Consider the following 12,494-nt stretch of genomic DNA (forward strand, 5'->3'; position numbering starts at 1 on the left):
CGCCGAAATACGCAAAGCATGCATGGGAATGATCCGTGGCGCTTGACTTGGGCGTACCGCTGGCCTTAACAACATCCTAGGACATGACATTGCAAGGAGGGCGAACATGATGATGACCACGCGTTTCCTCCCGGGCAACTCCCGTTTCGGAGTTCCCGTATCCTGACGATATTGGGCGATTATCGCCTCTGACGTCAGCCGCAACGTTCCACTAGCTGGACATTTCTTCATTCAGATTCAGGGCGCGGTGTCCTTGTCCGCGATCATTCCATGTTCCGTCCACCCATCAAAGGCGCCTTTGCGCGCGTTCTCACTTTCGCCACTCGCCTTTGGATGCGAAGGTGCGGGCTTGTTGCCGCGGTGCTGTTGCTCGTGCTCACGTCGACAGCAGCCGACGTCATGATCCCTGTGGTAACGGGCCACCTTGTTGCGGCCGTCGCAGAGGCGGCCTCGCCCTGGGGCGCGTTCGGGCTTTTGCTTGGTCTTGGTGTCATCTCCATCGCGGCCAAGATCCTGAGCTATTTTGCAATCATCGCCCTGACCGTCCCAACCATGCAGGCGGCTGAGGCCGAAGCATTTGCGCGCGTTCAGCGCCTGCCGGCTGATTGGCACGCCAACGCTTTCGCCGGATCGACCGTGCGGCAGATCACTCGTGGTGCCTGGGCGCTTGATGACATGGCGGACGTGTTGCTGCTGGCGCTCCTGCCATCAACGCTTGTGTTGCTGGGGACCATTGGCACGCTCACCGCCTTCCGATGGGAGGTTGGCCTCGTTGCTGCTTTGGGTGCCATGATGTTTCTTGGACTTTCTCTGACGCTGACGCTTTTCTGGGTGGCCCCCGCCGCGCGGCTGTCGAACGCGCAGGACAGTCGGGTATCCGGTGCGCTCGCCGATGCGATCACGTCGAACGCTGTCGTGCGTGCGCATGCCGGCGAGGCGCGCGAGGATGATCGGCTCGGGCAGGTCTTGTCGAAATGGGCGCATCGGACCCGGAGGACATGGCGGCGCGGCACCTGGTCTGGTCTGGCGCAAGACACGTCGCTATGGTGTCTGCGGGCCGCAGTATTGGGCGGCGCGTTGCTGGCCTTTGCCCGAGGTCTCGCCGGCCCGGGCGAAATTGCCTATGTCGTCGCAGCACTTGGCGTGCTGGATGGCTATCTGCGGCAAATCGGTCATCACGTACGGATGCTTCAGAAATCCATAAATGACGCAGAGGAACTGGTGGACCTGATGTCTGCGACACCAGAGAGTGAAGTGGTCCGTCTTCCCGCGCGCGCATTGTCCTCGCGTGCAGCTGCCTTGGCCTTCGATCATGTTGATTATGGTTACACAGGCGCGCCTACGCCGCTCTTTGCCGATCTGCATGTCGCGATACCCGCCGGGCAAAAAGTAGGGCTGGTAGGCCGTTCGGGGTCAGGCAAGACGACATTCGTAAAGCTGATCCAGAGGATCCACGAAGTCACGGATGGCGCGATCACGCTGGGCGGCGTTGACATCGCGCAGGTACCGCTATCCGAACTGCGCCAGCACATCGCAATAGTGCCGCAGGAGCCAATTCTGTTTCATCGGTCACTTGCCGAGAATATCGCCTATGCGCGTCCCGGTGCCACCTTGGCGGAAGTGCATGAGGCCGCCGCGCGGGCGGGCGCTGCCGAGTTCATCGCGCAATTGCCGAAGGGCTACGGCACCGCGGTTGGCGAACGTGGCGTGAAGCTGTCTGGTGGCGAGCGTCAGCGGGTCGCCATCGCACGTGCATTCCTTTCAGATGCGCCTGTTCTGGTCATGGACGAGGCAACATCTTCGCTCGATTCCGAGGCAGAGGCGCGGGTCGCCGAAGCCGCGGAGCGGTTGATGGAGGGGCGCACGACACTGGTCATCGCACACCGTCTGGCGACCGTCGAAAGGATGGACCGCATCCTGGTCTTTGACCGCGGCAGGATTGTGGAGGATGGTACACCCGCCGATCTGATGGCCCGAAAAAATGGTCTTTATCGTGCGCTGCGTAAACGCCAAACACTAGCAGCCTGAGGTGGCCACAGATTGTGGCGCACTCAAGTAACCTGGTGCGCCGTCGTGTCAAGCAGCAGGAGCTTCGAGCAGCGACTGCGAGGCCGGTCAGTCCAGCAGCGGGCCCTAGATTGAGCAAAAAGGTAGAAGGTCGGTCGAAGGCCCGCGCTGGCGATGCTGCATCGCGGAATGAGCGAGCTTGGTCAACACCCGCTTTGGACGGTCCGCTAGACGGACCGTGTCGTTAAATTTTAATCGCTTCGGCGATAGCAAGAGCATCCTCAAGTTCCAACGCCAAGATATCGAACGGTGCTATCCATCTTGGTATGCCCGAGCAGAAGCTGATCGGCGCGCAGAGTGCCGGTATTTTTTGTAGATCTGAGCCACCTTGGTTCGTCGCATTGAATGATTGCCAAGCTCGACGCTTATTGACGATGAGGGGCATGTCTTTGAAACATTGAAACGCGATGCCAAGCGGGACGACCGTGGCGAAGAGGAGTATCGCGGGCTAACTCGGGCAATAGACTGAAGCCGCCTGAAACGGGACCTGCCAGCTGTACGTATGACCAAGCCAAGCGTGGCCGACTTGGCCCATCGCAATCCCGAAGGGCCAATGCGCGCCGTTATACGGCTCCTTGCAGATGATTGATCTGTTTTATCACAGGACTGCAAGGAGGCTGGGTCCTCGCCTTGCTGTGCATAACACGGTTTGCAGGTTGCGGATCAGACGGCCTTTGCTGATCATACCAGCACGCCCGGCCGCAATCAGGGGATCTGCTCCTGACCACATGAATTCGTCATCCAATCGAGACCTTCGTCACGCCAAGGTTGAATTTTTTTCAACTCTGGGTCACCATCAGTGCATTGATATTTCTGACGACACGGGTGGCTCGACTGGCAGCTGCTCAAATTTGATCAAAGAGGTTTTTTATGTCGAACATTGCAGGCAAGGCATATGCGATGAATGTGGTGACGCCAAGTAATCCGAAGGTTACCTGGATCAATCGCTTGCTTTTCATGGCCTCGCGCGGCCTACCAAGTAACCTGCTGGGACTGTTGGGTCTGTCGTTGATCCACTTTGCCCGCTGGGTGATCATCAAGCCCGGCGACTGGCCCAATCTTGGCCAGGGCCAAGAGCGGTTGAAGAACGACTATGTGCTCTTTTGCTCGAATTTCAACGGCACCTGGGATCAGTACATCGACGCCTTTTCGGACGGGATTCCCAGCGGTCTGGACCTCTTCTGGTACTCATCGATCAAATACCCCAAATCGATCCCGATCACGCCGTTCAAGGACTACATCACCTTCAATCAGGTCAACACAGACTATTACTACAACGCCACGCCCGGCTCGGCGCAGCGCGACGTCAAGACCAGTCTCTTGGTCTATGATCAGGTGCTGAAGCTTGCCGAAATGCATGGGTCCGCCACGCCTGAGGCCTTTGCCGCCGCTTACGAAAAAGCCGCGCTGAAGATGCAGGCCGGGCTTGGAGACCCGGGGTTTGGCCCCGTCGCGAGCCTCGACACGGAGCGGGCAGAGGTGAACCGCCGGGACTACATCGAGGCCGCGCAAATGGCCTATGCCAGCCGCCGCGCCACCGCCGGAAAGGAGCAGCCCGATGCCTGATCTTGATTCCGGACATATCTTCCTGAACACGATGGCGCCGATCAAACCCGGGGCGCCAAAGGACAATCCGCAAACCTCCTATGAGCAGCGCGTGCGCATCGCACTGGCCAAGTTCCCGACCGCCAACCAATCGCCCGCAACGGTGGAGGACCGCTACAACAGCCCCTTTGCGCGCAATCTGCGCAACCATCTGGCGCGGATGTTTGTGCTGAATGACACCATCTACAACGGGCGTATCACGCAGAACCCCTTGCTCGCCCAGCTGACAGGAAGCAAGCAGAGCGTGCCGCAACCGGTGGACCGGCTGAACGCGCCCTATCTTATTTTCTGTGCGGACGTGGACGCGGTGACCGAGGTTGGTGACCCGTTGCCCACCGAACTCAGCCCGCCTCAGGCGCGCGCGGTGCGCGACGTCTATGCCCGCACGCTGTGGGAAACGATGGAGGAGGAGCTGAGAGACGTCTACTCCAACTGCTACGGTTTCAACGATGTCAATTCTGCGGAGGATTTTGCCAGCTACCTCAATCGCTGCCATGTCGAAACGACCATGCCGTTTCACGACTATTATCTGGAGCTGGAGACGGCGAAATTTCATAATCTGCCACTGACACCGCTGCTCGTCGGGGTGCTGGCACCCTTGGCGTTTGGCCTACTGACGCTGGCGCTATGGCTGTTTGGCGTTGGCACCGTTCCGATGCTGGGGTGGCCAACATTGCCCACCTGGATCCTGTCCATCGGGCTGGGGATCGTGCTGGCTGTGCTAGCGATCAAATTCGCCATCTCGAACGGTGAAAAACCCCTTGCCCCGGCCAAATACGACGATCTGCCATCGGTGCTGAAAGGGCTCTATATCCAACAGAAGTTCTCGCAGTTCTTCATCGAAAACCAGGGGCTGCCGCCCGATCAGTTGCATGCAGCATTCGGCACCTTTGTCGCGGAGCATGAGCCCGGCAACCTGCACGCCATGACCCAGAAGCCGGGGGTGATTTCCTCTGCCGATCCCACGAATGTCACATTGAAAGACGCGAGCCCGACATGACACGTAAATTGAACCTCAACGACATTCAGGGCAATGTCACCCGCGCCTATGGCCGCTATTCATTTCCATTTGCCCGATACATTTTTTTCCATTTCCCTGATCGCAAGGCGGGTCGCGGCTTTATTGAGAAAATCCGCCAAAAGGTAACCACCGCCGCGCGTTGGCCCGACCAGGCATCGCGCCCGAAATGCACCACAAATATTGCCCTGACGTTCCCAGGCCTGTTGGCGCTGCAGCTGCCGGTGCGAACGCTTCAGGCGATGCCTGACGAATTTATCGAAGGCATGAAACAGCGGGCCTTTATCCTCGGCGATCGGGATCAGACGAAGACCGAGGAGGAAGTTAAGCAGGAGAACTGGGACGCCCATTGGGATCCGATCTGGCAGAAAAGCCGGCAGCCGGGCACGCTGGGTTTCGGCAAGGACGACGTGCATGTGATGGTGACGCTGAACGCTCAGTGCGAAAGCCAGGATGTTTTGGACAAGCCAAATGCCGAGCTCGAGGCCCGGACCAAGTGGGTTCTGGCGACCGCGAAGGACTGTGGTGTCACGCACATCACGGGTGTCGGTAAAGATGGGGATCAACCCTATCAGGAGGCCAGCGCCGTCTTCGAGGATGTGGGTGGGACCATGCGGCCCACGCCGAAGGAGCACTTCGGTTTCACGGACGGCATCGGGAACCCGGTCTTCGAGGGGCAATTGCCGCTGGAAGTCGAGGCTGATGCGGTGATCGGTCGCGGCAAGCTGATGGGTGATGGCTGGGAACCTCTGGCGACGGGGGAGTTCATCCTTGGTCACCCCGATGAGAGCCAGGAACTGCCCCCGACGGCACGACCGCCCGAGTTCATGCACAACGGCACCTTCTTTGCCTTCCGCAAGCTGCACGAGAATGTCGGCAGCTTTGACACGGTGGTCAAGGAAGAGGCCGAGCGCTACGCCGCCGTCATGGAAATCTCCGTCGAGGAGGCTGTCGAGACGATCCGCGCCAAGATGTGCGGGCGCTGGTCTGACGGTGTGCCCCTGTCGAAGGTTCCGACCTATCAGGAATGGATCGCCTTTGGCACGAGCAAGGGGTGGCGCGGTGAAGGCGTGGACCCCAAGACGGGGTATCTGAAAAACCTTGCCTATGTCGCGTCACCAGAGGCGCGCGACTTCCGCTACGCCGACGATATGGCGGGCCTGAAATGCCCGGGCGGCGCCCATATGCGGCGGATGAACACCCGCGACTACCTCGACCCCTTGAACGAGACCGGGGTGTCGGACAGTGGCGCGCAGCCGGAGAATGCCAAGGCCACCAGCGCCCTGAACAAGCGCCGGCGCATTCTGCGCCGCGGGCTGCCCTATGGGCCATCGGATAACAGCAAAAAGACGGACAGCACCGAGCAGGGCGTGATCATGATCATCATGGGTGCCAGCCTCTTCCGCCAGTTCGAGTTCGTGCAGCAGCAATGGATCCAATACGGGCTGGATTTCCACCAGGGCAACAACACTTGCCCCTTGCTTGGCAATCACGAGGAGCACAAGCGGTTCACGATCCCGTCGGACCCGAAGTCAGGCAAACCGCCCTATGTCATGAGCAAGCTCAAGACCTTTGTTGAATGTCGCGGTGGGGATTACTTTTTTGCTCCGTCGATGACCGCGTTGCGGATGATGGCGATGGGCATCGTCGATCCGACCTGACCCCAACTCAAGACAAGTCGAGGTGTCGCCATGATTACCGCCGTCCTCAATATCTTCGTCTCGATCTACCAGCGCCTCGCGGTCTGGGGCGAGGCGCTCTTTGCGCTGGTCAGTCTCCTAATTGGCGGCATCCGTGCGCTGTTCGCCGGAGGGGTGGGGAGTTTCTTTCTCAAACCCGCCACACAGCGCCAAGTGTTTGCGCTGCTCAGAGGGGTTTGGCCAAACATCTCGCTCAGCCGGGTTGTCATGAAATGCTATGACAACACCGGCACCGCGCTCGTCACCCGGCGCGCCGATGTGGTGGATGTGCTGAACAGAAATGCCGATTTCGAGGTGGTCTACGGCCCCCGTATGCGGGAGCTGACCGAGGGGGACAATTTCTTTCTCGGGATGCAGCCCGGTTGGGACTACACGCGGGATACCTCCGCGATGCGCCTTGCCGCGCGGATGACCGATGTCGCGGAGATCGTTCAGCCACGCGCGGCGGAGCTTGCCACCAAGATCGTCGCAGACAGCGGCGGCAGCATCGATATCGTTCCCACACTCACGCTCGAAGTGCCCTGGGACATGACGGACACCTATTTTGGCTGCGGTGGTGAACGTCAGAGCATGCAAGACTGGACGACGACGCTGTTCTGGTACCTGTTCCAGGATCTCGGCGCCGATGCCGAAAAAGGGGCCGTTGCATTGCAGCAGGCGGCGGAACTGCGGACCTACCTCGATGCCCATATCGCAGACCGCAAGGCCAACCCGACGGCAGCGCCCGATATCCTGAACCGGTGTCTGGCGCTGCAATCATCGGACACGCCCGGGATGAGCGATCTGGGCATCCGCAACAATCTCCTGGGCTTGCTGATCGGGGCGATTCCGACAATCTCCAAGGCAAGCTGCCTCGTGCTGGATGAACTGCTCAACCGCCCAGACGCGCTCGCCTCGGCGCAGCGCGCGGCGCAGGAGGATGACGATGCCCTGCTGGCCCAGCATTGCTGGGAAGCGTTGCGTTTCAACCCGTTCAACCCCGTGATTTACCGTAGGGCAACTCATGACACGGAAGTGGCGACCTCGACGCTGCGCCGCGTTAAAATCCGCAAGGGCCAGATCGTCTTTGCCGCCAACTTCTCGGCCTGTTTTGACCGCTTCGAGATCCCTGAGCCCACCAGCTTCCGCACTGATCGGCCATGGGAAACCTACATGATCTGGGGGTATGGCATGCACAACTGTTTTGGCGATCAGATCAATCAGGCGGTGATCCCTGCGATCCTCAAACCGTTGCTGAAACAGAAAAACCTGCGACGGGCGAGCGGTGAGGCTGGCCAGATCAGCACCGGAGACCTCGGGTTTCCGGCACATTTTCACCTCGAATTCGATGCGTAAAAGGCAGCGGCATGGCAGGCAAACCTCTCCTCGTAACGCTTCTGCCATCGTCCGGGGTGGATCTTGGCCGCTGGCTCCTGGCCCATTACGGTGTCGACTATACAGAGCGGCCGCATGCGCCGATTTTTCATGTGCTGGCGCTGAAATCCTGGGGGCAGGGCAAGGATGACTATCCGCTCTTCGTGCATTCAGACGGCAAAACCAAGACCGCCGGTTGTCTGCAGATCGCCGAACTCTTTGATCCGGACGCTCCGGCGGAATACCGGCTTTTGCCCGATGCCAAGGCCGAGCCGAACCACGCGCAGCAGGTCGATGACATTGTCAAATATGCCTATTGGACGCTGGGTGACGATGTGGTGAATTGGTCGTATTGGAACTTCCTCAAGCACAAATCGGTTGTCTGGCCCTCGCTCACGACAAGTGTGCCCTGGTACGAAAAGCTCACCTGCGCTTTGGCCTTCGGGACCATTCGCACGTTGATGTACAAGGGGCTCAAGCTGAACCAAGGCGTGGCGGATACGTCTTTGCAGAGCATCTATGACGGCTGGGACAAATTCGATGTCATGCTGGCCGACGGGCGCCGTTATCTGGTGGGGGACCGGCTGTCTTATGCAGATCTGGCGACCGCGGCGGCTTTGGGCCCGATGATCCTGGCGCAGGGATATCATGGGATGCTGCCCAATGAGGCCAAGTGCCCCGTTTTCATGCAGCAGGTCTATAAGGAGCTGCGCCAACGCCCGACAGGTCTCTTTATCCAGCGCATCTACGATACCCACCGTCCCGCGCAACTGCTCTGCATTTAGGGCTGCGATTGCAACCGATGGCTTTGCCGGGCCGTATTGCCCGTGCAAAGGACGCAGTGGTCTCAGAAAGATGGACAGTTGGTCAAGCCTTGTCCCAAAACCGCCAGTGACCTGTCCCATATTCCGCCCTTGGGACTGGTGATTTGGGGCAGATCACTGGCCTCAGGGAAAAAGACGGTTGCACACCGCTCCGACGGCTCGGGAACATGATGTTCCGAAGCTCCCGGCCTTCACCCAACCGGCTGAAGGAGATCATGGAGAAGGGCACCCGCTAGTCCGTCGCTCCGAAGGAGCGAGCTTATTTCGAGTATGAATGACGGTTTGACGGAGCTCTTCTGCGGTCTGCCTCTCATGACATTGCTATCTCAATACACTGCCGGTCAGCGGGACCCTGCGCTTTGGGAATGTCAGGCTTTCCCTTTCAGCGAATGCACGTATTCGCCTGCCGGGATCGTTGGAAAATGGGCTTGTCCGGTTCTAGCTCCGCGGCGATCCTCCTCAGTCGAGCATTCTCATTCTCCAGGCTCTTCGTATCCATAATTGCGGGCGTTCCATCCCGCAAAAACGCTTGCGCCAGCTATATCAGCTCACATCGCTGATCCTGACACTGCTGCACGCCGATGGGATCACCGGAATTGGATGGCCCCATAGCGATGACTGCTGAAGCCCGTGCGCGCGGCGCGGAGCTGTCCCGATTGAGCCGGCCATGGCGGGACAGTTTTAGGGTCTTTTTGGTCCTGTTTTGTGGCGGGATCGTCCATAGAGACGCAAATTTCCGCCACTTTTTATTACGCATTGACACAATAATTATACTATAAATATCGGTGTTTTGTGAGTTTTGGGATGACTGATCAATTTTAACGTGTATAGATAAGCGGAAATTTGCCACCTGAGTAACTCGTCCTAGCGGGGCGCCGCCTTCCTCTCTGATCCAGCTATCCCAAGTGCCCATGTCATGAAAAAGACCCATGTCCATAGCGGTATGTACGCGGCAGTCTTATCACAGGCGGTGGGGCGGGCTGTGTTGCGGTGGTGTGCGATTATCCTGGCCCTGGTCGTTTGGCTGTTTGGCATGGCTGACATCAGCGCGCGGGCCGACACGGTTGAGACCCAGAAGCTGATGTTTCAGTTTCAAAATGCCCGTACGAAAAAGCTGGTTCTGCATCAGCCGGATCTGGTGGCCTTTCTGTCGGGGACCGGATCCGGCGCGTTGAACGCCGATATTACCGACCATCGCGGTACCTTGACCTTTTCCAGTAGCGTGGATCGGCGTTTGTGGGCGCGGGTGAACGGGCGGTGGGGCGAGGACGGCCAACGCAAGGACAAATACGGCTTTGGCGCGATGGGTCTGCATGCCTATGTTAGGCCCAGCCTGATTGTCGGCGGTATGATCGAGGCGGACTATCTATCCCAAGCGAGCACCGCGTCCGACAAGGAGGGCCTGGGCGCGATGGCCGGACCCTATTTTCTGGCCCGGAATGCCAATCACCCCCTGTTTTTCGAGGGGCGTTTTTTGTACGGGCGGGCCTCCAACGGCGTACGGCTTTTAGGTGACAGCAAGGAGCGGCCGGAGACCCGCCGTACTTTGGCGCAACTGAAGATGTCAGGCCAGCTTCGCTATGGCATCACGACTCTGATCCCGAGCATTCTGGCGTCATACGCGACGGACGATGTGTCACCGCGCGGGGGCGGATCGCTTCCGGAGCAGGGCATTCGGCTGCGCCAGATCAAGATGAGGTTGGGCTTTCGACACACGCTGCGCCAGATGAACGGAGCCCCTTTCACTCTGAATGGCGGCGGCGCGCTTTCGAGCACATCGACCCGCCGCTATGGCAGCGACGCATTGGCGACGCCGAACCAACGCGACGGTCACGGTCGGGTGAATCTGGGCGTCAGCTATTTCACGCAGGCGGGTGGCGCGATTGTGATCGACAGCTTTGTGGATGGTCTGGGTGCATCTACCTCCCAGAATTATGGCCTGAAGGCTGCGTTCAATATCCGGTTTTGACCGGCCTGCGACAGTGTTCAATGTTCCAGTAGGATTTGATTTTGAACGCCTCAATTGCGTCAAACCTCATGGGCGGAATAGGGCTCAGCCATCCTTTTCTCAGACAGCAACAGCAAACAGACCCGCGAAGAACTGACCTCGTAGAGAGCCCTCTTAGTTGTTTGTACAGCAACCCTTCACTCGGCGATGGTCGCTGTTGGCCAACAGATGCGCAAATCTCTTTCTACGAGTGGCGGATGGAAGACGAACCGGTACTGACGGTGTTCAAGGCGCTCCTAACTTCGTCCAAAGCCGATAACCTTGTTTTGAACGCCCAATTGGACCCAGAGCGCTTTAGGCTCTGGCCCGCCAAAGATCGATCAACAACGCATATTTAGGTCGCAACATGGACATGCAGGCGCGATTGCCAATCCACCAATCAGCACCCTAAAAGACCAAATGCGCTTGATCTTCCTGGCCTGAAAGGTGGCTCATTCACAGGGGCGCAAATTGAAAAATCCCCCGAAGAATTGAGCGACACCGCGCTTCGCGCAAAAGAATTCAGGTTTCCACAACTTGTCCACTCGCCGACCTCGGATGCACTGCAGCATCTTCACCCATGGGGGCGACCGGCGTGCAACGGCCCAAACCAGATACTGATTTTGCCTGTCAGCGCCGCAATGCAGCTTAACCAAAGCGGATTTTTGGCTCCTAGATTTTTGCTATCTGTTTCTCCTCGCCGCTAACCTCGCATCTTCGAGCTCAAAGAGCTCACATCAATGCAATTCAGCCACTTCTTGAGGCTAAATAGCATGCCTAGGCTCATTCAGCTGCAATGCAATGGGACCGGTATCTTCGTCGGCCTCACCAAACCCTTTAGACACCGGCAAATCAGGTAGGCTTGCCGTACGTTTCTGCAAAGCGCGGCCGATCACAACTCGCCTGATTTCAGTGGTTCCGTCCACGATCCGCAGCATCTGCGCCAGGCGGAACAGACGGTCCAGACCGTAGGGTTGCAACAGCCCCCTGCCACCCAGACCCTACGCACAGGTGTTGGCCGCCTTCACTGCGGCGTCGGGCAGAAACCGTTTGGCGTGCGCGGCCATCAACGGCCCCTCTGGTGTGCCAAGCGCCTCGGCGGCTTTGCGATAGAGCAACCGGGAGAGCCCGAGATCGGCCGTGACCTCGCCCAGCATCCGCTGGATGCCGTCCAGATCAAGGCTACGGCCACTGAACATCTTGCGGTTCTTGGAATAGAACAGCGCGGTATCCAGCGCAGCTTGCATCAGCCCGACGCAATCGAGAAACGCGCGACGTCGATCGCCATGAGCGCGCCCTGAAAGCCCTGACCGATGGGCAGGATGATGTTGTCGTCGCTGACGGCAACCTTGTCGAGATATATCTCGGACATGGGCGGGAAGTTGTAAGACGGCGTCTCATACATCGGGCCGAAGCTGATCCCCGGCGCATCATCCGGAACGGCGATCATGGCCATATCCTTGTGGCCGCGTGCGTCGCTGGTCTTCACGACGGTGAAATAGATGCCGGCCTCCCCCGAGAGGCTGACCCAGGCTTTCGCACCGCTGGTGGTCCATGTGCCATCGCCATCGTTCGTGGCGCGAGTGTACATCTACAATAGGCAACTCAACCAGCGGCAGCGCGACGCAACCATAGTAGAGATCGCCGCCGGCATCGTTGTCGAAGAACCGTCAGAAGATCAGCCGATGAATGAGCTTCGGGGTTGGGCCATCGAGCGGCTCGTGATTCATGGTGACCTGGGTGAGCAAGCGGCGGCTGAATTGAGGGAAACCGCTCTTCCACGGTCACAGGTCGCCTTCGAGGTCGATCACTCCTTGTTGGAGCTTGCTTTAATGGATGCGCTGCCCTCGCTTCGGGCATAGTTCAACTCCATCGCGAGGGGTGTCGGGAATCCGGCCATTTCGCCTCGATGACTCATTGCCAATGGGCGCCCGTCCAGA

At 58.8% G+C, this 12,494-nt stretch carries 9 protein-coding genes and 2 pseudogenes; 8 read left to right on the forward strand and 3 right to left on the reverse strand.

The features are described 5' to 3' along the window. Nucleotides 1-333: 333 nt before the first annotated feature. Nucleotides 334-2,028, forward strand: coding sequence for an ABC transporter ATP-binding protein (locus Q1A63_RS17180; RefSeq protein ID WP_299632284.1), 1,695 nt, complete (start codon nucleotides 334-336; stop codon nucleotides 2,026-2,028). Between the two features lie 223 nt (nucleotides 2,029-2,251). On the opposite strand, the pseudogene Q1A63_RS17185 reads toward Q1A63_RS17180, so the two are convergent. Beyond that, a pseudogene (locus Q1A63_RS17185) lies at nucleotides 2,252-2,415 on the reverse strand (integrase); the annotation flags it as partial. 522 nt (nucleotides 2,416-2,937) lie between these two features. On the opposite strand from Q1A63_RS17185, the gene Q1A63_RS17190 reads away from it, so the two are divergent. The 6 genes from Q1A63_RS17190 (at nucleotide 2,938) to Q1A63_RS17215 (ending at nucleotide 10,536) form a co-directional block, all read left to right on the forward strand. Then, nucleotides 2,938-3,633, forward strand: a complete 696-nt coding sequence (locus tag Q1A63_RS17190) for a hypothetical protein (protein WP_298972957.1) — start codon at nucleotides 2,938-2,940, stop codon at nucleotides 3,631-3,633. Then, nucleotides 3,626-4,672, forward strand: a complete 1,047-nt coding sequence (locus Q1A63_RS17195) for a hypothetical protein (RefSeq protein ID WP_299632285.1) — start codon at nucleotides 3,626-3,628, stop codon at nucleotides 4,670-4,672. The genes Q1A63_RS17190 and Q1A63_RS17195 overlap by 8 nt, the downstream gene beginning before the upstream one ends. Further along, nucleotides 4,669-6,351, forward strand: coding sequence for a peroxidase (locus tag Q1A63_RS17200; protein WP_299632286.1), 1,683 nt, complete (start codon nucleotides 4,669-4,671; stop codon nucleotides 6,349-6,351). Before Q1A63_RS17195 ends, Q1A63_RS17200 begins: the two co-directional genes overlap by 4 nt. Before the next feature lie 30 nt (nucleotides 6,352-6,381). Further along, nucleotides 6,382-7,725, forward strand: a complete 1,344-nt coding sequence (locus tag Q1A63_RS17205) for a cytochrome P450 (protein ID WP_298972962.1) — start codon at nucleotides 6,382-6,384, stop codon at nucleotides 7,723-7,725. An 11-nt stretch (nucleotides 7,726-7,736) separates the two neighbouring features. Beyond that, entirely contained in the window at nucleotides 7,737-8,528 is a 792-nt protein-coding gene (locus Q1A63_RS17210; protein WP_298972964.1) for a glutathione S-transferase family protein, read from the forward strand. A gap of 1,072 nt (nucleotides 8,529-9,600) precedes the next feature. Then, on the forward strand, nucleotides 9,601-10,536 hold the full coding sequence (locus Q1A63_RS17215; RefSeq protein WP_299632287.1) for a hypothetical protein: 936 nt from the start codon (nucleotides 9,601-9,603) through the stop codon (nucleotides 10,534-10,536). A 782-nt stretch (nucleotides 10,537-11,318) separates the two neighbouring features. Here Q1A63_RS17215 and Q1A63_RS17220 read toward each other — a convergent pair. Together Q1A63_RS17220 and Q1A63_RS17225 are read right to left on the reverse strand one after the other, a co-directional pair. After that, nucleotides 11,319-11,801: pseudogene (locus tag Q1A63_RS17220) on the reverse strand (acyl-CoA dehydrogenase family protein). Further along, the gene (locus Q1A63_RS17225; RefSeq protein WP_298972968.1) at nucleotides 11,801-12,145 is read right to left on the reverse strand and encodes an acyl-CoA dehydrogenase family protein; all 345 of its coding nucleotides are present in this window, start codon (nucleotides 12,143-12,145) and stop codon (nucleotides 11,801-11,803) included. Before Q1A63_RS17225 ends, Q1A63_RS17220 begins: the two are co-directional and overlap by 1 nt. Here Q1A63_RS17225 and Q1A63_RS17230 point away from each other — a divergent pair. Continuing rightward, complete coding sequence (locus Q1A63_RS17230) at nucleotides 12,138-12,416, forward strand: hypothetical protein (protein ID WP_298972971.1); 279 nt, start codon at nucleotides 12,138-12,140, stop codon at nucleotides 12,414-12,416. The genes Q1A63_RS17225 and Q1A63_RS17230 overlap by 8 nt on opposite strands. The last annotated feature ends 78 nt before the right edge of the window (nucleotides 12,417-12,494 follow it).

It is taken from the genome of uncultured Roseobacter sp. (assembly GCF_947499265.1).
Taxonomy (GTDB): domain Bacteria; phylum Pseudomonadota; class Alphaproteobacteria; order Rhodobacterales; family Rhodobacteraceae; genus Roseobacter.